This window comes from Streptomyces shenzhenensis, assembly GCF_003688995.1.
GTDB lineage: Bacteria > Actinomycetota > Actinomycetes > Streptomycetales > Streptomycetaceae > Streptomyces > Streptomyces shenzhenensis_A.
This window is the reverse complement of the sequence record NZ_PENI01000007.1, coordinates 104,101-125,888: the sequence shown is the minus strand read 5'-3', so window position 1 is coordinate 125,888 and position 21,788 is coordinate 104,101. Positions and strand designations below refer to the sequence as shown.

The window sequence follows — 21,788 nt, the reverse complement described above, 5'->3', positions numbered from 1 at the left end:
ACCGCATCGGGTGAACGCGCACCGGTGTCCGTCCGTATCTCCCCTCGACAGTCCGTCCGCCGTGCGGACGGCGCAGGCCCGACAACGGAGCGAGCGACGTGCCCCAGCAGCAACCGCGATCACACCCCGGCCGCACCTCTTCTCCCGCCCGTCTGGTCCGCGGAGCCGCCGTCGCCGGAAGTCTGGTCCTGCTGCCCCTGGCCGCGGGCTGCGGCGGGGACGGGGGCGACGCGGCCCGCGAGCCCAAGGGGTCGAAGACCCCCGAGATCTCCGCCGTGCAGGCCCAGGTCGTGGCGCCCGCGAAGGTCGAGGTCATCGCACGTCTGACGGGCTGCGAGGCCAAGATCCGGATCGAGGCGGACGAACTGCGGCAGGGCGTCTGTCACACCAAGCGCGCCGACTATCTCATCACCACCTTCCCCGAGGAGCGGTTCCAGCAGACCTGGCTGGACACCGCCGGCATGTACCAGGGCGACTTCCTGGTGGGATCGCGCTGGGTGATCAGCGCCGAGCTGGACTCGCTCGAACGGTTCCGGACCAAGACCGGCGGCACGATCGTCCACATGTCCGGGATGGGCCCGAGCCCGGCGCCGAGCTCCTCCTGATACGGGCCTCCTCCGGGTACGGCCTTTCTATGTCTGTGGCTGCGGCTGCGGCCGGGCGGGCCGAAACGCGCTGACGACGTACAGCGCCTCGTCGTCGACCGCGTTCTCCTCCCGGTCCAGCGCGATACGTGTCGGGTGCCCGTCGGCCGCGTAGTCCGCCTCGGCCGTCGCGGCGTCCGCGCGCCGTGCCCGGTCGAGTTCCGCCAGGAGGTCACCCAGCGTGGGCACGGCGGCGGGCGACTGCCGCACCACGCGCCGGCCGCTCGCGTCGAGCCCGACCGCGGCCACCACCTCGCCGTCGCGGACGGTCACCCGGAAGGTGCCGATCAGCGCCCGTTCCCCCTGGCTCGACGTCAGCGTGTACGTGTACGCGGCGGGCTCTTCCCAGCCGGTTCCGCCCGGTTCGGCGGCCGTCGTCCCCGCCGATCCGGCCCCGGCCGCACCGCCGCACGCGGTCGCCGCCCACACCACCGCTCCGGTGAGCACGAGGCGGGGCAGCGCGCAACGAGCGGCACGGCGAACGGCGGACATGGCGGCGCTCCCTTCGGCGGACGGTCCTCCCTACGACGCGGCTGCCCCCGCGAAGGTTCGGGAGTGCGGAGCCGTGTGCCGTGTTCAGGGGGCCCGGGCGGTCGACGGCCCCGGGTGGCGGGTCGGCGCGCCCTTCCGGAGTGGCTTGGTCCGGTTGGCGTTTTCGCAGGTCAGCGGAGTATTAACGGACATGACAACGGTCACCGGTGCAGCCTTTGGCGTTTCCCCCTGGCATGCGTTTCACTGCGAGTCGGGCATCCGTCACGAGCGGGGAGGCACACGAGATGAGCGAGCACGGCCATGGCGCGGGGCACGGCCACGGCGCGGGCGGACACTCGGGCCACGCGCACGGCGTGGCGGCGGACGCCGACCGCCGCTGGCTGGCCATCGCCCTCACGCTGATCACCGTGTTCATGGCCGCCGAGGTCGTCGTCGGCGTCGTCGCCAGTTCCCTGGCGCTGATCTCGGACGCGGCGCACATGCTCACCGACGCGGTCTCCATCGTGCTCGCACTCATCGCCATGCGGCTCGCCGCCCGGCCCGCGCGCGGCGGCTTCACCTACGGCCTCAAGCGGGCCGAGATCCTCTCCGCCCAGGCCAACGGGCTGACGCTGCTGCTGCTCGGTGTGTGGCTGGCGTACGAGGCGGTACGCCGGCTGATCGAGCCACCGGAGGTGCAGGGCGGCCTGATGCTGGTCACCGCGCTCGCCGGTATCGCCGTGAACGTGGCCGCGACCTGGTGCATCTCCCGGGCCAACCGGGCCTCGCTCAATGTCGAGGGCGCCTACCAGCACATCCTGAACGACCTGTTCGCCTTCATCGGTACGGCGATCGCCGCCCTGATCGTGGTGCTCACCGGCTTCGCACGGGCCGACGCCATCGCCACGCTCGTCGTCGTCGCCCTGATGGCGAAGGCCGGGTACGGGCTGCTGCGCGACTCCGGCCGGATCTTCCTGGAAGCCGCCCCCGCCGACGTCGACCCGGACCTGCTGGGCGACACACTCGTCGGCAGGCCGGCCGTGATCGAGGTCCACGACCTGCACGTCTGGGAGATCACCTCGGGCCAGCCGGCCCTGTCCGCGCACGTCCTGGTCGACCCGGACGGCGACTGCCACGCCGTCCGCCGGGACCTGGAGGCACTCCTGCGGCGCGACTACGGCATCACCCACACCACCCTCCAGGTCGACCACGTCGCCGAGTCCATGCTCCAGGTCACCCGTCCCGGCGAGCGGACCGACGGTCCCGGCCACTGCGAGGAACCCCACGGCCCCGCCCATCGCGACGAACCCCACCCCCACTGACCCCCGACCGCACACGTGTGACCGGACCGCCGATCCGCACCGCCCGGCCGGGGCACAGGGCACCCGGCCGGGCGGCGCGCGGTATCAGGCCGACCTACCACCCGTGCAGGCGGCGCCCGGTTCCGGGGTCTGTTCGCCCTGCACGTACTTGGTGAAGAACTGCTCGACACGCGGATCCGCGGCGGAGTCCACGGACAGCTGCCTCCCCCAGGCCGACAGCATGATCGGGGCGGACTGGGCGGCGTAGGGGCTCATCAGCGTGTACGGGGTCTGCCGCACCTTCTCCGCCAGGTCGCTGACGTCGCCGTCCGCCGCCTTGTCGGTGTAGGTGACCCAGACCGCGCCGTGTTCGAGCGAGTGGACGGCGTTGGTCTCGTCGATCTCCTGGTCGTAGACGTCGCCGTTGCAGTTCATCCAGACCTGGTTGTGGTCCCCGCCGACGCCCGGCGACGTCTTGTAGTTCACCGGCGTGCTGACGTGGTTCCGGCTCAGGTCCTTGAAGGTCTTCTCGCCCTCCACCGGCGCGGCGGCGGCAGCCTCCGCCGCCTCGTTCCGTGCCTGCGACCGGTCCACGAGATACCAGCCGCCGGCCGCCACGCCGACGACGATGACCCCGCTGCAGGCCCAGGTGATGATGCGGTTGCGGCGCTCGCGCGCGGCCTGGGCGCGGCGCATCTCCGCTATCTTCGCGCGGCGCTCGACGCGCTGTGCTTTGGCTCGGGACGATCCCATGGCAAGTCCTTGTCCCCGCCGTACCGGATCAGGGCACGGCGGTGCGGTTCGAGTGGCGGAACGGTCGCGCGACCGGCAGGGCCGCGGCGGACAGGGCTGGTGCGCACGGGCGCGGGACCGGGGGTCCGCGGCCGTGCGGTGCGCCGCTGCTTACGTCCGCTGAACCTGGAGTTGATGGATGCCGGGTGTGTGCGTGAGACCGGTCGGAGGTGTGAGGGCCGGCGGTGAACCGGGCGCCCGGGCCGCGCACACGTCCACCGCCCGGGGACGCGGCACCGGCCCCGGGGAGGCGGAGTTCGGGACGGCCCCGGTGGCCAGCCGGCAGTGCGCGACGCCCGGCCCGTGCCGCAGGTCCGGGCAGACCTGGCCGGCCTCCGCGGGAGCGTGCGCCCCGGCGACCGCCGTGACGGCGGATCCGGAGGCGGTGACCGCGACGGGAGACCGGCCGGGGGAGGCGTCGGTGCACACCGGGAGCACCCACATCAGCACGGCGAGCAGTGCCGCACAGCGCAGCACGAACAGCGGGACCGTCCGTCCCGCGGCGTCCCGCAAACCCTCGTGCCGGTTGTTCATCGGGGCAGATCGTAGCCAAGCCGTGGCGCGGCCGGTGCAGGGAGGCTCACGGGTGTGCCCGTGGGCCGGTTTCCGCCGGTGCCGGTGCGGCCGTCGCCGCCGGTGTCAGGGGTCCGTCAGCGTCGGGCCGCCGCCCGTCAGCGTCGCGTCATGGGGCGCCGGAGAGGCGCGGTGGCGGACATAGCGTCGATTCAGCGCCCCGGGCCGCCTCCCCGCCGTCCGGGGCGATCGAGCAAACCCACCTGAACACAAGGAACCTCTCGGAGGCATCCCATGACGGAACTCCTCGGCGACGACCCCGAGCCCGCTGATCGGCGCCCGGCCGGGCCCCTGTTCGTCCCGGTCCGGCCGGGGCCGTGGGGCGATGCCGTACGTGTCTTCCGCACCCCCCTGGGCAGCCGTACGGCCGTCGGATTCACCTCGGTGCGGCGGCTGACCGCGACGCTCGGCGGCGAGCAGGCGTGGATCAGACTGGCCGAGCCCGCGCTGCGTTCGCTGGTCGCCCCGCTCGGCGTCACCCGCGTCACGGTGGACCCGCAGCTCTCCGCGCCGGCACCCGCACCGGTCGTCCCCGTCACCCCGGCGCCCATGACCGCGGCGCTGCGGGTCGGCTGAGAGGCGGTGACACCATGAGCGTCGTCAACGAACCCGTGCCCACCGCGCCGGCCGCCGCCGACCTGTCGGTGTGGCCCGTGTCGAGCACCGAGCCGCACCGGGGCGAGACCGCCGTGGGCGGTGTGCCGCTGGCCGACATCGCCGAGCGCTTCGGCACGCCCGTCTATGTGCTCGACGAGAGCGAGGTGCGCGAGCGCTGCCGTATGTACCGGCATGCCTTCCCCGACGCCGAAGTCCTGTACGCGGCCAAGGCGTTCCTGTGCCGCGCCATGATCCACTGGGTGGACGAGGAGGGCCTGGGCCTCGACGTCTGCTCGGCGGGCGAGCTGGAGCTCGCGGTCACCACGGGCTTCCCGCCCGCCCGCATCGTGCTGCACGGCAACGCCAAGTCCCCGGCGGACGTGCGGGCCGCGCTGCGCCTCGGGGTCGGCCGCATCGTCATCGACAGCCCCTCGGAGATCGCCCGGCTGGCCGCCGCCGTCGGGCCCGGCGGCCGGCAGCGGGTGATGGTGCGGGTGGTGCCCGGCATCAGCGCCGGCGGCCACGAGAAGATCCGTACCGGGACCGACGGCCAGAAGTTCGGGCTGTCCCTGGCGGACGGCGGCGCCGAGCAGGCCATCGCCCGGATCCTCGATCAGCCACAGCTCGAACTGACCGGCCTGCACTGCCATCTGGGTTCCCAGATCACCGAGGTCGCACCCTATGCGGAAGCGGTGCGGCGGCTGGTGGGGCTGATGGCCCGGCTGCGCGAGCGGCACGGCCTCGTGCTGCCCGAACTCGACCTGGGCGGCGGGCACGGGATCGCCTACCGCCCCGGCGAACGCGCCCTCGACCTCACCGCGCTGGCGCGCACGGTCCGTACCGAACTGGCGGCGGCGTGCGCGGCCGCGGGGCTCGCCGTGCCCCGCCTGATCATCGAGCCGGGCCGGGCCGTCGTGGGTCCGGCGGGCGTCGCCGTGTACCGGGTGCTGTCCGTCAAACACACGGCCGGGCGCACGTTCGCCGCCGTCGACGGCGGCATGGGCGACAACCCGCGGCCCGCCCTCTACGGTGCCCGGTACGCGCCCCGGCTGACCGGCCGGCGCACGACGTCCGCGACGGCCCCGGTGACGGTGGTCGGCCGGTACTGCGAGGCCGGCGACGTCCTCGCCGCCGACGTGGAGCTGCCCGCCGACCTGCGGGCCGGGGACCTGCTGGCCGTCCCGGTGTCGGGCGCCTACCACCTGTCCATGGCCTCCGGCTACAACATGGTGGGCCGCCCGCCGGTGGTGGCCGTACGCGCGGGCCGCGCACGGCTGCTGGTCCGGCGCGAGTCCCTGGACGACGTTCGAGGCCGGGACGTGGGCCTGTGACCGGGCCGGGCGACCGCCCGGCCGGAAGAGCACCGACTCTCACGATGGGTGACCGGCGGTCACTGCTCCGGAGCGAGGGGGGATGGCGCCGGGGACGGCCATGTGCTGTGGTGGAGGGGCAACCGGCACGGGAGTACGGCATGAGCGCTGGGACCGTCGGCAACACGGTGAACGGGGTGCCCCGGCCCCGGAACCGGACGGCGGTGGCCTCATGGTGGCTGATCGGCCCGGCGCTGGCGATCGTCGCCATCCCGGTGGCCGACGCGTTCCTGGCGCCGGACATCCACATCGCGCATCTGCTGGTCGTCGCCTGCGCGGTCACCGCCATCGGCGCGGGTCCGGTCGCCACGGCCGTGATCTGCGGTCTCGCCCTGCTGGCTCTGGTCGTCGCCGGTCTGGAGCGGCAGACCCTGACCACCGAGAGCGTCCTCGTCGAACTCGCGGCGCTCGCCGTGCTCTGTGCCCTCCTCGTCGTCGTCTCCCGCCTGCGGGTCCGGCGGGAGCGGGAACTGCTCCGGGTGCGCTCGGTGTCGGAGGCGGCACAGCGCGTCGTGCTGCGACCGCTCCCGAAGCGGGCCGGCCCGGTCTCGCTGGCCTCGGCGTACCGCAGCGCCGAGGCCGACACCCGCGTCGGCGGCGACCTGTACGCCGCGGCCCGCCGCGTCGGCTCCACCCGGCTGCTGATCGGGGACGTCCGCGGCAAGGGGCTGGCCTCGATCAGCGACACCGCGATCGTGCTGGGAGCCTTTCGCGCCGCGGCCCACCGCACGACCTCGTTGCCTGAACTGGTCACCTACATGGAAGACGCCGTCTCCTGGGGGCTCGCGGAGTTCTCGGAGGCCGAGGAGGACATCTCCGAACGCTTCGTGACCGCCGTGATCGCGGAGATCCCGGACGACGAGCCGGTCGTGCGGCTGATCAGCTGCGGGCACCCGCCGCCGGTGCTGCTGCGCCGCTCCACCGCGTGGGCCCTGACCGTGCCCGAGCCCGCGCCGCCGCTCGGCCTCGGCGACATGTCCACAGCGGCGTACCTGCCGGCCACCTATCCCTTCGAACACGGTGACCGGCTGGTGCTGTACACGGACGGGGTCAGCGAGGCCCGCGACGAGCGGGGGATCTTCTACCCGCTCTGTACGCGCCTCACGGCCTGGGCGGACGAGGCGCCCGGGCCGCTGGTCCGGCGGATCGCCGCCGATCTCAGGGAGCACGTGAACGGGCGACTCGACGACGACATGGCCCTGATCGTCGCACGTCGGGAGACCACACGTCTCTGAACGCCCAGCGTGGCTCGGGGACCGCACGTCGGTGGATGCCCTGGTCCCGACCCGGGATGCGCTGGCCCGGGTGTGTCGGCTGGGAGCGACTCAGGCCCGCGCGCCGCTCGCTGCCGCGGCGGCCACGGCGACCGGCCGAAGCCGGGCCGGGAACGACGACATCGCGGCAGCCCTGGGAGCCCTGCCGGGGCTGCGGGTGATCGAGGAACGGCCGGGTGCCGGGCCGGGACACCGCTTCAACGGTGCCCAGGGCCCCGCCGTCGTCGGCTTCGGGGAACAGGGGGGGGGTGTGGTTACTTGGTGCCTTACAGTGAGTGACTGTCACCCGATCCGGCGACAGTGGGACCTGTGAGGTAAACACCGGACATGCCGACCGAAACGTTTGAGTACCAGGTAGAGGCCCGTCAGCTGCTCCAGCTGATGATCCACTCGGTCTACTCGCACAAGGACGTCTTCCTGCGTGAACTCGTCTCCAACGCCTCCGACGCGCTGGACAAGCTGCGCCTCGCGGCGCTGCGCGACGACGCGCCGGACGCCGACACCTCCGACCTGCACATCGAGATCGACGTCGACAAGGACGCCCGTACGCTCACCGTGCGGGACAACGGCATCGGGATGTCGTACGACGAGGTCGGGCGGCTCATCGGCACCATCGCCAACTCGGGGACCGCCGAGTTCCTCCGGGAGCTGCGGGAGGCCAAGGACGCGGGCGGCGCCGAGGGGCTCATCGGCCAGTTCGGCGTCGGCTTCTACTCCGGCTTCATGGCCGCCGACGAGATGACCCTGGTGACCCGCAGGGCCGGCGAGACCCAGGGCACCCGCTGGAGCTCCCACGGCGAGGGCACCTACACCCTGGAGACCGTCGACGAGGCCCCGCAGGGCACCGCCGTCACGCTCCACCTCAAGCCGGCCGACCCCGAGAACCAGCTCCACGACTACACCGCTCCCTGGAAGATCAGGGAGATCGTGAAGCGCTACTCCGACTTCATCACCTGGCCCATCCGGATGGTCCCGGAGCAGCGCGAGGGCGACGACACCACGCCCGAGCCGGAGACGCTGAACTCGATGAAGGCGCTGTGGGCGCGCTCGCGCGACGAGGTCTCCGACGACGAGTACCACGAGCTGTACAAGCACATCAGCCACGACTGGCGCGCCCCGCTGGAGACCGTCCGGTTCCAGGCCGAGGGCACCTTCGAGTACCAGGCGCTGCTCTTCCTGCCGGAACACGCATCGCACGACCTGTTCACCCAGGGCCACCAGCGCGGCCTCCAGCTCTACGTCAAACGCGTCCTGATCATGGACGACTGCGAGGCGCTGCTGCCGCCCTACCTGCGGTTCGTCAAGGGCGTGGTCGACGCCCAGGACCTCTCGCTCAACGTCTCCCGCGAGATCCTCCAGCAGGACCGGCACATCCGGATGATCCAGCGGCGGCTGACGAAGAAGATCCTGTCCGCCGTCAAGGACATGAAGGCGAACGACGCGGAGCGGTACGCCACCTTCTGGCGGGAGTTCGGGGCGGTCCTGAAGGAGGGGCTGATCACCGACACCGAGAACCGGGAGGCCATCTGCGCCGTCGCGACCTTCGCCGGCACCCACGGCGACGACCGGCCCACCACGCTCCAGGAGTACGTGGAGCGGATGAAGGACGGCCAGGACGACATCTACTTCATCACCGGCGAGTCCCGGCAGAGCATCGAGAACTCCCCGCACATGGAGGCGTTCCGCGCCAAGGACATCGAGGTCCTGCTGCTCACCGACCCCGTCGACGAGGTGTGGGTGGACGCCGTCGGCGAGTTCCAGGGCAAGCGGCTGCGCTCCGTCGCCAAGGGCGAGATCGACCTCGGGACCGACGCCGGGAAGAGCGACGGGGAGAAGGAGAAGCAGACCGAGGAGTACGCCGGTCTGCTCGGCTGGATGAAGGAGCACCTGGACGAGGACGTCAAGGACGTACGTCTGTCGTCGCGGCTCACCGTCTCCCCGGCCTGTGTCGTCTCCGACACCGGCGACCTCACGCCGGCGCTGGAGAACATGTACCGCGCCATGGGGCAGGAGGTGCCCGCGACCAAGCGGATCCTCGAACTCAACCCCGACCACCTGCTGGTGCGGGGCCTCAACCAGGCGTACACGGCACGCGAGGACCGCTCGGGCCTGGTGGCGAGCGCCGAACTGCTCTACGGGCTGGCGGTGCTGGCCGAGGGCGGCCGGCCCAAGGAGCCGGGCCGCTTCGTGAAACTGGTCGCGGACGCGCTGGAGCGGACGCTGTAGCGAGCACGGGTGGACGCGGAGCACACACTCCGCGTCCACCCCGTGCGGGAGCGCTTCCGGACGGCCGGACGGCCGATGAACGGGCCGGACCCGGGACCGGTCACGTATCTCCGCCCGACGACAGAAGTGCCGTCGCGGCAGGCGTCGTTCGGTCCGCTCCGGTGGTGCGGGCCGCCGTCAGCGCCCGGGCGGCGATGATGTCGGCCTGCCGGAACAGCGCGGCGTCGGACCGGGCGCGGGCGCCGATCGCGTTGTTCCACTCGACGCCCTCCAGCGGGATGCCGCACGCGAACAGCCGGTCGGAGGCGACCCCGTCGGCGTCCCGGACCCGCAGCCCCGACGGCTCCACGTCGAGGGCGCCGCTGGGCCCGCCGCGGCCGTCGTCCGTGCGATGCGGCCTGGCCAGCCCGGAGTCCAGCAGCGAGCGCAGCAGCGGGTCGGCCGTGCGGGACACGTCGGCGCCGGGCAGCCAGGCGTCGATCAGCGCCCGGGCCTCGACCTGCGCGCCGGGCACGGTCGCCGAGACCGCCGTGAACACCCCGCGTCCGGCGTCCGCGCGGACCTCCGGCCGGGCACCCAGGAAGGAGACCACCCCTGCCTCGCTCAGCGCGAGCAGTTCGGCGATCCGGGACGGCGGCGGCCCGCTGGACAGATGCGCGCCGAACGCCCGGAACCAGGACAGGGCCGCGCGGGTGTCACCCGTCAGCGCGCCCGCCGCGACCAGCCGCCGTACCGCGCCCTTGACCGCGGCCACGGCGGACGCCGCGGCCTTCAGCGGGCTGTCAGCCGGATCCAGGGCCTGGGCCAGGTCGTCCCGCAGGTGCTCGCGCATCCAGGCGTCGAACTCCTCCCGCGCCGCGAACTGCCGCGCGGACAGCGGCCGGTCCAGATCGCGCAGGTCGAACCTGGCGCCGGGATCGGCGAAGGCCCCGGCCAGCAGCTCAGCCTCGGCCACCGACCGGTACGGGGCCGCCGTGTAGCGGTCCAGGAACTCCTGGGGCGGCAGCGCGCACTCGCCCAGGGAGCGCCGCAGCAGCACCTCGTACCAGGCGAGGCCCGCCTCCTTGGCGATCAGCGGCCACACGTCGTCCGCGAAGGAGACCGAGCCGGGCCCCCGGTCGAGCAGCCGCTGCACCGCACCGTCGTCGAGGACCCGCCTGCGGTGTCCGGCAGGCATGGTGCCGGGCGCGTGGCCGCGCGCCAGATAGGGCACGCCGCGGCCGGAACCCGCGTACACCCGGGGCTCCCGGCCGGACGGCAGATAGCGCAGCAGGCCGTGCTCCAGCGGTACGAACCGTCCGCCGCGGCCCGTCGTGAGCAGGGTGATCTGGTCGAAGAAGTTCAGGGCGAGCCCGCGCACCAGGACCGGTTCCCCGGCGGGCACGGCGTCCAGTTCGCGCTCGTGCGCCTGACCGGGCGGCACATAGGCCAGGCCGTGGGCCGCCGCGTGGGCGGCGAGGACGGTCTCCTCGTCGCCGGGCAGCACCTCCGTGTGCCCGGTGGCGAGCACCACCGCGTCGGCGGCGACACCGCCGCCCCCGGCCAGCGTGAGCCGCAGCCGTCCGCCGGGCTCCGCGGCCAGCGCCACGGCCCGGTCCGGGTGGTGGATCACGCGTACTCCGGGCGGCGGGTCGGCGACGATCCGGTGGTACGCCCAGGCCAGATAACGGCCCATCAGGGCGCGGGCGGGATAGGCGTGCGGGGCCAGGCCGGGGGCGTGCTCCTCGGACCACTCCAGCAGCGAGGGGCCCGACGACGGCGGGCCCGCCATGCGCACGGACGCGTCGGGGAACGCGGTGGCGTGCCCGGCGAGGGTGTTCATCAGCAGCGGGTCCGGCTGGCCGGGCGCCCAGACCCGGCCGGCTCCCGGTACGTACGGCTCGATCACATGGAGGTCGACGCCGAGCGGGCCGGTGCCGTCCGCCCCGCCGTCGCCCGCGTCGGCGCGGAGGCGGGCCAGCAGCCGTTCCAGCACGGCCGTGCCGCGCGGTCCCGCGCCGACCACGGCGACGGCCGGGCGGACGGCGTCCGGCGACGCGGCCGGCCCGGGGTGCGGGGAGGTCACGCCGCCTCGCCCCAGATCTCGCCCAGCACGCGCATGAGGTTGCCGCCGAGCACCTTGCGGATGTCGTCGGCGCCGTATCCGCGCCGGGCCAGCACATCCGTGATGACGGGCAGGTCGGCCGGGGTGCCCATGCCGACCGGGTGGATCAGATCGAGGTCGAGGCGGTCGTCGACGATCGGGATCTCCGGGTAGAGCCGGCGCACCCGGGCCATGCCCTCCTTGGAGTACTTGCGCTCGTCGCCGACGTCGGTGCCGACGATCACATGGTCGATGCCCACCAGATCGACCAGATGGTCGATGTTGTCGGCGAACACCTCCGGTCCTGTCGGGCCCTTCAGCCCGTCCGGGCTGAGGAACCCGGACTTCGCCGCGAGGCCGAACGCCCCGCCCCGCGCGGCGAGTTCCCGTACGACCTGGTCGCTCTTGTTGCGGGGGCTGGCCACGAAGCGGGTCAGTCCCGCGTGCGTGACCAGCACCGGCTTCTCGGAGAGTTCGATGGTCTCCAGGGTGGACCGCTCACCGGTGTGGGACAGGTCGAGCGCGATGCCGAGCCGGTTGCACTCGCGCACCAGCGACCGCCCGAACCGGCTGAGCCCGCCGTTGGCCGTCTCACCGCTGCCGTCCCCCGCGAAGTTGCGGTTCTGGTACGTCAGCCCGAGGAAACGCAGCCCGAGCTGGTGCAGCGCCTCCAGCCGCCACAGCTCGTCGCCTATCGGCTTGCTGTCCTCGAAGCCCACGAACCAGGCGACCGAACCCTCCTCCTTGGCCCGGCGTACGTCGGCGAGCCCGCGGCCCTGGAAGATCCGCCCGTCCGTCTCCGTCAGCCGGCGCTGCCAGCCGACGATCGAGGCGACGGCGGCGTCGTAGCCCTGGGAGACGATCGTGGCGTGGTTGAACGCGGTCACCCCGGAGGCGGCCAGCTTGCCGAGATACGTCTCGTCCGCCCACGACAGCGGGGTGCAGTCGAGGGCGTTGAAGACGATGCTCTCGCGGTGCAGCGCCGCGGGGTCGAAGGACGGGGCGGGTGCGGTGGACACGTGACCTCCAAGGGCGGGGAGTGGACGAGGCGATCGGTGGCCGGCCGGCGCCGGGCGGCACAGGCCGGCCGGGGACGCGGACACCGGTGGGGGAGACGGGCAGGCGCCGGTCAGGAGCGCAGACTGCGCCGCAGCCCGAGGCTGCGCTCGACGACCACCACGGCCGCGACCGACAGCAGCACCAGGCAGACCGACAGCGCGGCGATCGACGGATCGCTGCGGTACTCCACGTACTGGAGCACCGCCACCGGCAGCGGCCTGGTGCTCTGCCCGGAGACGAACAGCGAGATCACCGTCTCGTCGAAGGACAGCAGGAAGGCGATGATGGCGCCCGAGACCAGACCGGGCAGCGCCGCGGGCAGCGTCACCCGCCGCAGCACCGTGAACCGGCCGGCACCCAGGGTGCGGGCCGCCTCCTCGGCGCGCGGGTCGGCCCCGGCGAGCGCCGCCGACACGGTCCGCACCACATAGGGCACGGTCACCCCCAGATGGGCCAGGATCAGCCCCCAGTAGGTGTCGGTCAGCGGGATCGGCGCGAACAGCACCAGCAGCGCGAGGCCCAGCACGATGTGCGGCACCAGCAGCGGCGACAGGAAGGCCGACTCCACGGCGTCGCGGCCCCGGAAACGGAGCCGGGTCAGCGCCAGCGCGGCCGGTACCCCGGTGACCAGGGCGAGCAGCGTGGTCACCGCGGCGGTGACGGCGCTGACCTGGATGCCGGAGCGGAAGTCCGCGTTGGCGAAGACCTGCCGGTAGGCGTCGAGGGTGAAGCCCTCGGGCGGGAAGCGCAGATAGGTGGAGTCGTCGAAGGACTCGACGAACACCACGATGATCGGCGCGAGCAGGAACAGGTACAGGAGGGTCAGCAGCACGGCCCGCAGGATCCGCCCGGCCGGGTGCGTGTTCACCGCGAGGCTCCCTTCTCGCCGGTGAACCGGCGCTCCAGGGCGCGCTGCGCGCGCTGGTACAGGACGATGACGATGCCGAACAGCACCAGCAGCAGCACCGAGAGGACCGCGGCCACCGGCCAGTTCAGCGAGGTGATCGCCTCGTCGTAGATCTCGGTGGCCAGCACGAAGACCCGGCCGCCGCCGATCAGCCGCGGGGTGACGTATCCGCTGAGGCTCAGCACGAACACCAGGAGCGCCGCGGTCAGCACCCCGGGCAGGGTCAGCGGCAGCACCACCCGGCGCAGCACCGCCAACCGGTTCGCGCCGAGCGAGGCGGCGGCCCGCTCCAGCTCCGGCTCCAGCCGGCCGAAGCCGCTGATCATGGCGAGGATCGCGAACGGCATGTAGATCTCCACGGACGCGATGACCACACCGGTCATGTTGTTCGCCAGCGGGAGCGGGCCGTCGGTGAGGGCGAGCGCCTGGAGCGTCTTGTTGATCAGGCCCTGGTTGCCGAGGATCGCCATCCAGCCGAAGGTGCGGGCCACCGAGGAGATCAGCAGCGGCGCCACGGCGAGCGCCATCAGCAGGCTCCGCCACCGGCTCGTGGTCCGGGCCAGGAACAGGGCCACCGGATAGGCCAGCAGCAGCGTGAACACCGTGACCAGCACGCCGAGTTGGAGGGTCTGGCCGATGACCTTCCAGTAGTGGCCGTCGCGGAGCACCTGCGTGAACGTGCCGAAGGTGAGGGTCTGCCGGATGGCGCCGCCGTCCAGGGGTTCGTTCAGCGCCATCCGGACGACCCACACCAGCGGCATGGCGTAGGTGAACAGCAGGGCGAGGGCGCCGGGCGCCAGCAGGAACAGGGCGGTCCGGCCGGGGCGCGGTCCGCGCGGCGCCCGCGCACCGTCGCCCGAGGCCGCCGTGCGCGGCCCGCCCTTCGGGCCGGGGACGGTGTCCCCGGCCGCCGTGGCCGTCCCGCTCACGGGGTCACCCCGTGGGGTGCGGCGGCGGCCGGGACGGCGTCCGCCGCACCGGGGGCGGAATCGGCGCCGGCCCTGTCGTCCTCGGCCGCGTCGACCAGCCGGGCGGCCGAGGCGTCCCAGGTCAGCAGCACCTCGGTGCCCGGCGCGTGGGTGGCCTCCGGGCCGGCAGGACGCTCCACGTCCAGCACCGGACCGGCCGCGCCGACGCGGATCCGGTACGCCAGGCTCTCGCCGCTGTAGCCGGCGCTGAGCACCGTGCCCCGCAGCGGCGCCGCGGACGAGCCGTCCGGGACGCCGGCGGCGGGGCCGTCCGCGGTGGCCGGGGCCAGCGCGATCCGGTGCGGCCGCAGCAGGACCGCGGCCCGCGCACCGGCCGGGCGCGGCTCCCCGAGCGCGGACACCCGGCCCACACCCGGCAGTTCCACCACGGTCCGCGGCCCGTCGGCACCCGCCACGGTGCCCTCGATCAGATTGGCGCGGCCCACGAACCGCGCCACGAACCGGCCGGCCGGCCGTTCGTAGACGTCCTCCGGGGTGCCGATCTGCTCCAGGCGCCCCTGTGCTAGGACGGCGACCCGGTCGGCCATGGACAGCGCCTCGTGCTGGTCGTGGGTGACGAACACCGCGGTGATGCCGGTCTCCTGCTGGATGCGCCGGATCTCGTCGCGCATCTCCCCGCGCAACTGCGCGTCCAGGTTGGACAGCGGCTCGTCGAGCAGCAGCAGGGTGGGCCGCACCACCAGGGCGCGGGCCAGGGCGACCCGCTGCTGCTGGCCGCCGGACAGCTGGGCGATGCGGCGGTCGGCGAGATGGCCGAGCCGCACCAGGTCGAGCGCCTCGGCCACCCGGCGGGCCCGCTCGGACCGTGACACCTTGCGCATCTCCAGCCCGAAGGCGACGTTGCGGGCCACGTCCAGGTGCGGGAAGAGGGCGTACGACTGGAACACCATGCCCATGTCGCGGCGGTGCACCGGGATGCCGGTGATGTCGCGGCCGTCCACCAGGACCCGGCCCGCGGTGGGCGCGACCAGGCCGGCGATCATGCGCAGCGTGGTGGACTTGCCGCAGCCCGAGGGGCCCAGCACGGCGAGCATGCTGCCGCGCTCCACGGACAGGTCGATCCCGCGCACGGCCGCGCCGTGCTGTCCCGGGTAGGTCTTGGTCAGGCCCTCCAGGGTGAGATGACCCGCCGGAGAGCCGCCGGCCGCCGGGGTCGCGGCGGCCGGCGCCGTCGGCTCAGCCACCGATGACCTCCCGCTTGATGCGGTCCACCCAGGCGGTGTAACGGCTCGTCATCCAGCTCCAGTCGACCGGGATCTGCCGCTTCTGCTGTTCGGCGGAGGCCGTGGTCCGGGCCGCCACCTCGCTCTTGAGCTGTGCGTTGCGGTTGACCGGCGCGTAGTACGCGTCGTCGTCGAACGCCTTCTGGGCCTTGGCGCCGATCGCGTAGTCGATGAACTTCTGCGCGGCGTCGGCGTGCCCGGAGTTCGCGACCAGGTTGATCGTGTTGATCTGCTTGACCGTGCCCTCCTCGGGGAGCACCGGCTGGACCACACCGCCGGAGGTGTCCTTGTAGAACTGGCCGCGGGCGTTCCAGCCGACCGCGATGTCCGCCTCGCCCGACTGGACGGCGGTGTAGACGTCGGGCGAGGGCTGCCAGGTCTCGACGGACGGCGCCAGCTCCTTGAGCCGGTCGATCGCCGGATCGATGTCCTTCTTGTAGTCCTTGCCGAGGATCTTCTCCAGGGCGACGATCAGCGCCACTCCGCGAGTGTCGGCGATCGGCATGGCCAGCTTGCCCCGGTACGACGCGTCCCAGAGGTCGTTCCAGCTGGTGGGCGCCTTGTCCACGGCCTTGGAGTTGTACAGGATGGACAGGCTGTCCAGGGTGACGCCGGGCCCGTAGCCGTTCTTGCTGCGGGCCTCGTCGACCAGTTCGGACAGGTTCGGGACCTGCGCGCTGTCGAGCTTCGCGAACAGGCCCTCCTCGTTGGCGGTCGGCGCGACCGAACTGTCCATCAGGGCCACGTCCGCGGTGGGGTTCTTCTTGCTCGCCCGCAGCTTGGCCAGCACCTCCGCGGAGTTCTGGATCGGCACGTACTTGACGCTGATGTCCGGGTTGGCCTTCTCGAACGGCTCGATCACCGTCTTGGTGAACGAGTCCTGGAAGGTGCCGAAGAAACCCATGAAGGTGATGGTCTGCTTGCCGCCGTCCGCGCCCGAGTCGCCGGAGGCGGTCGTGGCGGAGGTGGCGCAGGACGTCACCAGCAGGGCGGCCGCGGCGACGCCGGCGGCGGTGACGAGGGGACGGGGGACTGCGGTCATGAGAACTCCGGTTCACGGGGACGCGGGGGACGCGCGGGCACTGGTTCACTAGGACCCGGCGGCGAGTGCCGCGGGGCCTGACAGGTGGGAACGACGTCCGGTCAGCCGTGCGACGGGGAGCCCGCCGCGGGCGCCGCCGCCGGTGCGGCGGCGGGACCGGACGTCTCCGTACAGGACTCCGGCACGGCGGGCGCGCCCAGGACCTGCATCAGCCGGTTCGCCCAGCCGAACAGCGCCACGCAGTGCACCACGTCCAGCAGGGCGATGCCGTCGATGCCCGCGGCGCGCAGCGCGGCCACGTCGTCGGCGGTGGCGGCCGGCGGGGTCGCCGTCTGACGCTCCGTGAAGCGGCCGAGGGCGGCCCGGCGCGGATCGCCGGCGAGCGCCGCGGTGCCCTCGTCGAGCACCCGCCGCGCCGTCTCGGGGTCGCGGCCGAGCTGGGCGAACTTACGGCCGTGCACCGACGCGCAGTACACACAGCCGTTGATCCGTGAGACCAGCAGGGTGATCAGCTCCCGCTCCGCCCGGGGCAGCCCGCCCCGGCCGTACATCAGCGCGTTGTACACGTGGGTGCGGTGGTCGAGCGCGGCCGGGTCGTGCAGCAGGGTCCGGTAGTACGGCGAGTCGGTGGAGAGCGTGGCGTGCGCGTCGATCACCGCACGCTGGTCGGCGTCGAGGGCGTCGGCGGGGACCGGCTCGATCCAGGGGGTCCAGGTGAGCGTGTCCAGCGTGAAGTGCTGCTCGACGGGGCCCGCGTCCTGCTCGGCGCGGTGCGCGGCCGGTTCGGCGGGGGCGGAGCGGGCGAGCGCGCGGGCGGCGAGCGCGGTGTCGGCGGCCGGGGCGCCGTCGAGGAGGGCCAGTCCCGAGGCGACCCGGGCCTCGTAGGAGACGAAGGCGACGATCTGGGCCAGCGCCACGATGTCCGCCGCGGTCAGTCCGGCGCGCTCCAGTTCCGCGAGTTCCGCTCGCCCGGCGTGCGCCGGTGCGAGGGTCACGGCCCGGGCGTACGCCCGTACGGCGGCGGCGCGGCCGGGGTCCGGCTCGTGCGCCCCGTCGGCAGTGTGCGGCGCACGGTGCCGGTAGGCCGCGGCGAGCGCGGGCCGGCCGGCCAGCTCCGCGGCCAGGGCCGCCGCCTCCGCCCGCAGTACGGGGCTGAGCCGGCCCGGGCGGGCGGGGCGCAGGAGTGCGGTTCCGGCCGCGTCGGCGTGCGTGCCGACGGCGGGACGGTACTGTTCGTCGTCGCTCAAGGTCACTCCTCTCCCCGCTCGATCGGGTCCCTCCTGTGACGGGCACGACCGTGGCCCGTCATCCGGACACATCGTGGGACGAGCCCGGAGAGGTGAAAGTTAGCCTCGTCCACGAGCCGTGCGCAAAGCCCTGACAGGCGGGAACATCCCCGGCGACGGCCTTCGCGCACCTGTCGGCCGCCGGGTGTCGCGACCCACCTGTTGCAACAGGTGACACCGGTTCGACCGCCCTCCCGCCCCACATGCCACATGCGCACCCACCTGATGCAACAGGTTCCGGCCCCGGGGTACCGTCGGGGAGCGGTCGGTCGGCCGAAAATCTTCGATCGACCCCAAAAATTCTCATATGGTGAGACAACTGTCCGGAGGGTGGAAAGCTGTGGTGCGGGTCGCGTCCTACCGACGGGTCGCCGAGGACGTGCGGCGCCGGATCGAGACCGGTGAGTTCCCACCCGGTGCCCTCCTGCCCTCCCGGGCGGCCCTGGCCCGGCAGTACGACGTCGGCGTGAATGTGGCCGCCGCCGCGGTCCGCCTGCTGGTGGGCGAGGGGCTGGCGCGCGGCAGGACCGGCCGCGGGGTCTTCGTGCAGGAGCGCATCTCCGCCTCCACGATGGCCCGCTCCTGGACCCACGAGCGGCTCCAGGGCCGGCTCGCCGTCCACCCGTCCCTGCGCCGCGCGGGACCCACCGCCTCCGGCGCGGACGACGGTCCGGGCGCCGGTTCGGAGCGCGGTGTGCCCTCCTCGCGGACCGAGGGCGCGAGCCCGGACATCGCCCGCCGGCTGGGCGTCCCGCCGGGCGAACCCGTGATCCGCAGCGAGTACCAGCTCAGCAACGACGGCCTGCCGGCGATGAGCTGCGTCAGCTGGGAGCCGCTGGAGATCACCGGCGGTACGCCCGTCTCGCTGCCCGGCGCGGGTCCCCTGGCCGGGGGGAGCGTCGTGGCCCGCATGTCGTACATCGGCATCCGGGTCACCCGCTCGACCGAGACCGTCACCGCCCGCCTCGCCACCCCGGAGGAGGCCGCAGCCCTCGACCTGGGCCGCGGCGCGGCGGTGGCCGCCATAGAACGGACCTACTACGCCGGCGAACGCCCCCTGGAAACAGCCAACTTGACAATCCCCGGCGACCGCTTCCGCCTGGCCTACGAAATCCCAGCAGAACCACACCACTAACCCCAGAAGCCCCCGGAGGGAGCACGGGAAACGGCCCACCCAGGCACGGTGTCGCCCCTGGAGGGGGGCGCGGGGAACGGCGCGATCAACCACGACGCACCCGCACGGGACGACGACGGTATCGCCCCTGGAAGGGGCGCGGGGAACTGCGCGATCAGCCACGACGCACCCGCAGACAACCACCGCCGCGCGACCAACCACGACGCACGCGCAGACAACCACCACCGCGCGAACCACAACGCACCCGCAGACAACCACCACCCCGAAAGCCACCCCATCGACCACAACGCCCCGCACAACAACGAACCCCCCAACCACCCCGGAGGGGGAACGCCTAGGATTCGGTGGATGCCCCGCAACCACCCCGACCGTCCCCTCTTCGACCTGGTCACCGACCCGGACCGGCCCGAGGGCGACGCGGGCAGCACCCTGCTCCTCGTCCGCCGCTTCGACACCCCCTTCCTGCTCACCGCCGCCCTCTCCGCAGGCGCCGGATCCAGTGAACTGACCCTCGACCGGGGCAAGTCGGGCAAGGGCCGGATCGCCGAATTCCGCCGGCTGTCCGGCCGGGCCGTCCTCGTCCTGCGCGACAAGCACCGGCTCGCCACCGGCGGGCCGGCCGCCGTACGCGCGGGCGCCGACTCCTTCGCCCGGTCCGTGATCTGGAGCGCCCCCGTCCTGCGCGAGGACGCCGACGGCGCCCTCGTGGACCCCACCGGCCTCGCCCTGACCGACCTGCACGGCATCGCCGACCTGCTGCGCGAACGCGGCCAGGGCGACTACGCCGTGGACCCCGACGCGTCGTACCCGCTCCCCGCGGCGGCCGGCCCCCGCGGGGTCCGCCTGCCCGCCCTGCTCACCCTCCGCGGCCCCGGCACCGGCCCCGCGCTGCGCCGGGTCACCCCCGCGCCCGCGGCGCTCTCCCTGGTGCAGCACGTCCATCTCGTACCGCTGCCCGACCCGCCGCTCCCGGCCCGCCCCTACCATCCGGCCTCCGGCGGCTACGGCATCGGCCACGACGACCACGGCGACCGCGTGGCGGACGGCGTCCGCGTCATGTACCAGCCTCGTTTCCGGCTTGAACCGGCCGAGCCCGGGGCCGTGTCCGGCCCGGTGCGGACGCCCCTCGTCTTCCTCGTGGACCCGGCCGTCCCCGAGCCGTGGCGGTCGGCCGTCGTGGCGGGCGGCAACTGGTGGCGCGAGGCGTTCGAGGCCGCCGGGTTCCCGGACGCGTACCGCGTCGAGGTGGCCGCCGTGGACACCGACCTGGACGACCCGGCGCTCAACACCGTGTGGTGGGTGCACCGCGACGGCCGCGGCTGGTCGCACGGCCAGGCCCTGACCGACCCGCGCACCGGCGAGATCCTGCACGGCCGGGTACGCCTCGGATCACAGCGCGTCGAACAGGTCACCGCGCTCGCCGAGGCGCTGCTCGCCCCCTACGGTCACCCGGACGAGACCGCCCGGCTGGCCGCCGTACGCGAGACGGTGCTCGCCCGGATGCGGCTGCTGGCCGCGCACGAGATCGGCCACGCGCTGGGCTTCATGCACAACTTCGCGAGCACCGGCCACCCCCGCCCCTCGGTGATGGACTACCCGCACCCGCACATCACCGTCGGCCCCGATGGCACCCCCGACCTCTCCCGCGCCTACCCCGCGGGGCTCGGGCCCTGGGACCACTTCCTGGTCGCCCACGCGTACGGCCGTTTCGCGGACGAGTCGGGCGAGCTCACCGCCGCCGCGGAGGAGGCTGGGCTCGCCCGGCTGCGCCGGGAGGCGACGGAGCGCGGACTGCTCTGTCTCGCGGACGAGGACGCCCGCGGCCCGGGTGCGGCCCACGCCGACGCGGCCGTCTGGGTGCCGCATCTGCCCGATCCGTTCGAGGCGCTCGACCAGGCGCTCGCGGTGCGCCGGGCGGCCCAGGCCGGGTTCTCCCGCGGGGCCGTGCCACCCGGCCGGCAGACCGGCGAACTGGAGCGCCGGGCCGCGCTGCTGCACCTGTACCACCGGCACCACCTGGCCGCCGTGGCCCGGCTCGTCGGCGGTGTCCGCTACGCCTACGCACACGCCGGTGACGCCCTCCCGGACACCGTCACCGGAACGTCCCCGGTCCCGCCCGAGGACCAGTGGCGGGCGCTGCGGGCGACCGTCGCCCTGCTGGACCCCGCCCACCTGGTGCCGGATCCGGCCGTCCTCGCCGTGCTGACGCCGCCCGGGATCCGGTACGAGCGGTCGCCCGAGCACTTCGACACCCGGGCGGGCCGGGTCTTCGACCCGCTGTCCGCCGTGGAGTCGGCGGCGGCCCTGGTCGCCGAGGCGCTGCTGGAGCCGGCCCGCCTCAACCGTCTGGCCTGGCAGCACGCGGCCGATCTCCGGCAGCCCGGCGTCGGCGACGTGCTCGCGGCCCTGTTCACCGCGTCCTGGCACCCGGACGACGGCCCGGACGACGGCCCGGACGACGGCCCGCACGACGGCCCGGACGCCGCGTCGGACACCGCCCAGGAGGCCGTCTCGGACCGGGAGCCCCTGGTCCGGGAGACGGCCGGCTGGGTCGTGGTCCGTCAGGTCATGGCGGCCGTGCGCGACGGCGGACCGCACCCGCCGGTCCGCGAGGAACTCAAGGCGGCGCTGCGGACCCTGGCCCACCGGCTGGCCGCCGAGCCCGGCGCGGCCGACCGGAACCAGGCCCGCGCGGCCCGTCGCCGCGAGACCGCCCACACCCTGACCGCGTTCCTCGCCGGCCCCGCCGCCGCCCACCTCGACCCGCTGCCCCGAGTACCACCCGGAGCACCCCTGTGACCCGTCGGCTCCGCCCC

18 protein-coding genes are annotated in these 21,788 nt (G+C 73.7%); 8 read left to right on the top strand and 10 right to left on the bottom strand.

Annotated elements, in window-relative coordinates:
- Positions 1-98 precede the first annotated feature (98 nt).
- Positions 99-605, top strand: a complete 507-nt coding sequence (locus CTZ28_RS14075; protein ID WP_121889697.1) for a hypothetical protein — start codon at positions 99-101, stop codon at positions 603-605.
- A 27-nt stretch (positions 606-632) separates the two neighbouring features.
- Here the strand turns inward: CTZ28_RS14075 and CTZ28_RS14070 are convergent, their stop codons facing one another.
- Positions 633-1,136: a DUF6174 domain-containing protein gene (locus CTZ28_RS14070; RefSeq protein ID WP_121889696.1), complete on the bottom strand. Its 504-nt coding sequence runs from the start codon at positions 1,134-1,136 to the stop codon at positions 633-635.
- A 284-nt stretch (positions 1,137-1,420) separates the two neighbouring features.
- Between CTZ28_RS14070 and CTZ28_RS14065 the strand changes: the two genes are divergently transcribed.
- Positions 1,421-2,437: a cation diffusion facilitator family transporter gene (locus CTZ28_RS14065; RefSeq protein WP_121889695.1), complete on the top strand. Its 1,017-nt coding sequence runs from the start codon at positions 1,421-1,423 to the stop codon at positions 2,435-2,437.
- A gap of 84 nt (positions 2,438-2,521) precedes the next feature.
- Here CTZ28_RS14065 and CTZ28_RS14060 read toward each other — a convergent pair whose 3' ends face one another.
- Both CTZ28_RS14060 and CTZ28_RS14055 read right to left on the bottom strand, forming a co-directional pair.
- Positions 2,522-3,169 carry a DUF3105 domain-containing protein gene (locus CTZ28_RS14060; protein ID WP_183154396.1) on the bottom strand — a complete coding sequence of 216 codons (648 nt, stop codon included), beginning with the start codon at positions 3,167-3,169 and terminating at the stop codon, positions 2,522-2,524.
- Between the two features lie 150 nt (positions 3,170-3,319).
- Positions 3,320-3,742 (bottom strand): hypothetical protein, encoded by a 423-nt coding sequence (locus CTZ28_RS14055; RefSeq protein ID WP_121889694.1) that lies wholly within the window; start codon positions 3,740-3,742, stop codon positions 3,320-3,322.
- Between the two features lie 273 nt (positions 3,743-4,015).
- Here CTZ28_RS14055 and CTZ28_RS14050 point away from each other — a divergent pair, with 273 nt between their 5' ends.
- The 4 genes from CTZ28_RS14050 (at position 4,016) to htpG (ending at position 9,248) form a co-directional block, all read left to right on the top strand.
- Positions 4,016-4,357: an SAV_915 family protein gene (locus tag CTZ28_RS14050; RefSeq protein WP_121889693.1), complete on the top strand. Its 342-nt coding sequence runs from the start codon at positions 4,016-4,018 to the stop codon at positions 4,355-4,357.
- Positions 4,358-4,371: 14 nt separating this feature from the next.
- Positions 4,372-5,709, top strand: a complete 1,338-nt coding sequence (gene lysA / locus CTZ28_RS14045) for a diaminopimelate decarboxylase (RefSeq protein ID WP_121889692.1) — start codon at positions 4,372-4,374, stop codon at positions 5,707-5,709.
- Between the two features lie 140 nt (positions 5,710-5,849).
- Positions 5,850-6,983 carry a PP2C family protein-serine/threonine phosphatase gene (locus CTZ28_RS14040; RefSeq protein WP_121889691.1) on the top strand — a complete coding sequence of 378 codons (1,134 nt, stop codon included), beginning with the start codon at positions 5,850-5,852 and terminating at the stop codon, positions 6,981-6,983.
- Between the two features lie 366 nt (positions 6,984-7,349).
- Positions 7,350-9,248 carry a molecular chaperone HtpG gene (htpG, locus tag CTZ28_RS14035; RefSeq protein ID WP_121889690.1) on the top strand — a complete coding sequence of 633 codons (1,899 nt, stop codon included), beginning with the start codon at positions 7,350-7,352 and terminating at the stop codon, positions 9,246-9,248.
- A 100-nt stretch (positions 9,249-9,348) separates the two neighbouring features.
- Here the strand turns inward: htpG and CTZ28_RS14030 are convergent, their stop codons facing one another.
- The 7 genes from CTZ28_RS14030 to CTZ28_RS49275 form a co-directional block, all read right to left on the bottom strand.
- Positions 9,349-11,313 carry an FAD/NAD(P)-binding protein gene (locus tag CTZ28_RS14030; protein WP_183154395.1) on the bottom strand — a complete coding sequence of 655 codons (1,965 nt, stop codon included), beginning with the start codon at positions 11,311-11,313 and terminating at the stop codon, positions 9,349-9,351.
- Positions 11,310-12,350, bottom strand: coding sequence for a dipeptidase (locus CTZ28_RS14025; protein ID WP_183154394.1), 1,041 nt, complete (start codon positions 12,348-12,350; stop codon positions 11,310-11,312). Before CTZ28_RS14025 ends, CTZ28_RS14030 begins: the two co-directional genes overlap by 4 nt.
- A gap of 110 nt (positions 12,351-12,460) precedes the next feature.
- Entirely contained in the window at positions 12,461-13,258 is a 798-nt protein-coding gene (locus CTZ28_RS14020; RefSeq protein WP_259471602.1) for an ABC transporter permease, read from the bottom strand.
- Positions 13,255-14,226: an ABC transporter permease gene (locus tag CTZ28_RS14015; RefSeq protein ID WP_259471601.1), complete on the bottom strand. Its 972-nt coding sequence runs from the start codon at positions 14,224-14,226 to the stop codon at positions 13,255-13,257. The genes CTZ28_RS14020 and CTZ28_RS14015 overlap by 4 nt, the downstream gene beginning before the upstream one ends.
- Positions 14,223-15,470 carry an ABC transporter ATP-binding protein gene (locus tag CTZ28_RS14010; protein WP_121889687.1) on the bottom strand — a complete coding sequence of 416 codons (1,248 nt, stop codon included), beginning with the start codon at positions 15,468-15,470 and terminating at the stop codon, positions 14,223-14,225. The genes CTZ28_RS14015 and CTZ28_RS14010 overlap by 4 nt, the downstream gene beginning before the upstream one ends.
- The gene (locus tag CTZ28_RS14005; RefSeq protein ID WP_121889686.1) at positions 15,463-16,551 is read right to left on the bottom strand and encodes an ABC transporter substrate-binding protein; all 1,089 of its coding nucleotides are present in this window, start codon (positions 16,549-16,551) and stop codon (positions 15,463-15,465) included. The genes CTZ28_RS14010 and CTZ28_RS14005 overlap by 8 nt, the downstream gene beginning before the upstream one ends.
- 101 nt (positions 16,552-16,652) lie before the next feature.
- Positions 16,653-17,798 (bottom strand): peroxidase-related enzyme, encoded by a 1,146-nt coding sequence (locus CTZ28_RS49275; RefSeq protein ID WP_147481148.1) that lies wholly within the window; start codon positions 17,796-17,798, stop codon positions 16,653-16,655.
- Positions 17,799-18,144: 346 nt separating this feature from the next.
- Between CTZ28_RS49275 and CTZ28_RS13995 the strand changes: the two genes are divergently transcribed.
- Together CTZ28_RS13995 and CTZ28_RS13990 are read left to right on the top strand one after the other, a co-directional pair.
- Positions 18,145-18,972 carry a GntR family transcriptional regulator gene (locus CTZ28_RS13995; RefSeq protein ID WP_121889684.1) on the top strand — a complete coding sequence of 276 codons (828 nt, stop codon included), beginning with the start codon at positions 18,145-18,147 and terminating at the stop codon, positions 18,970-18,972.
- A 348-nt stretch (positions 18,973-19,320) separates the two neighbouring features.
- Complete coding sequence (locus tag CTZ28_RS13990) at positions 19,321-21,771, top strand: zinc-dependent metalloprotease (RefSeq protein ID WP_121889683.1); 2,451 nt, start codon at positions 19,321-19,323, stop codon at positions 21,769-21,771.
- The last annotated feature ends 17 nt before the right edge of the window (positions 21,772-21,788 follow it).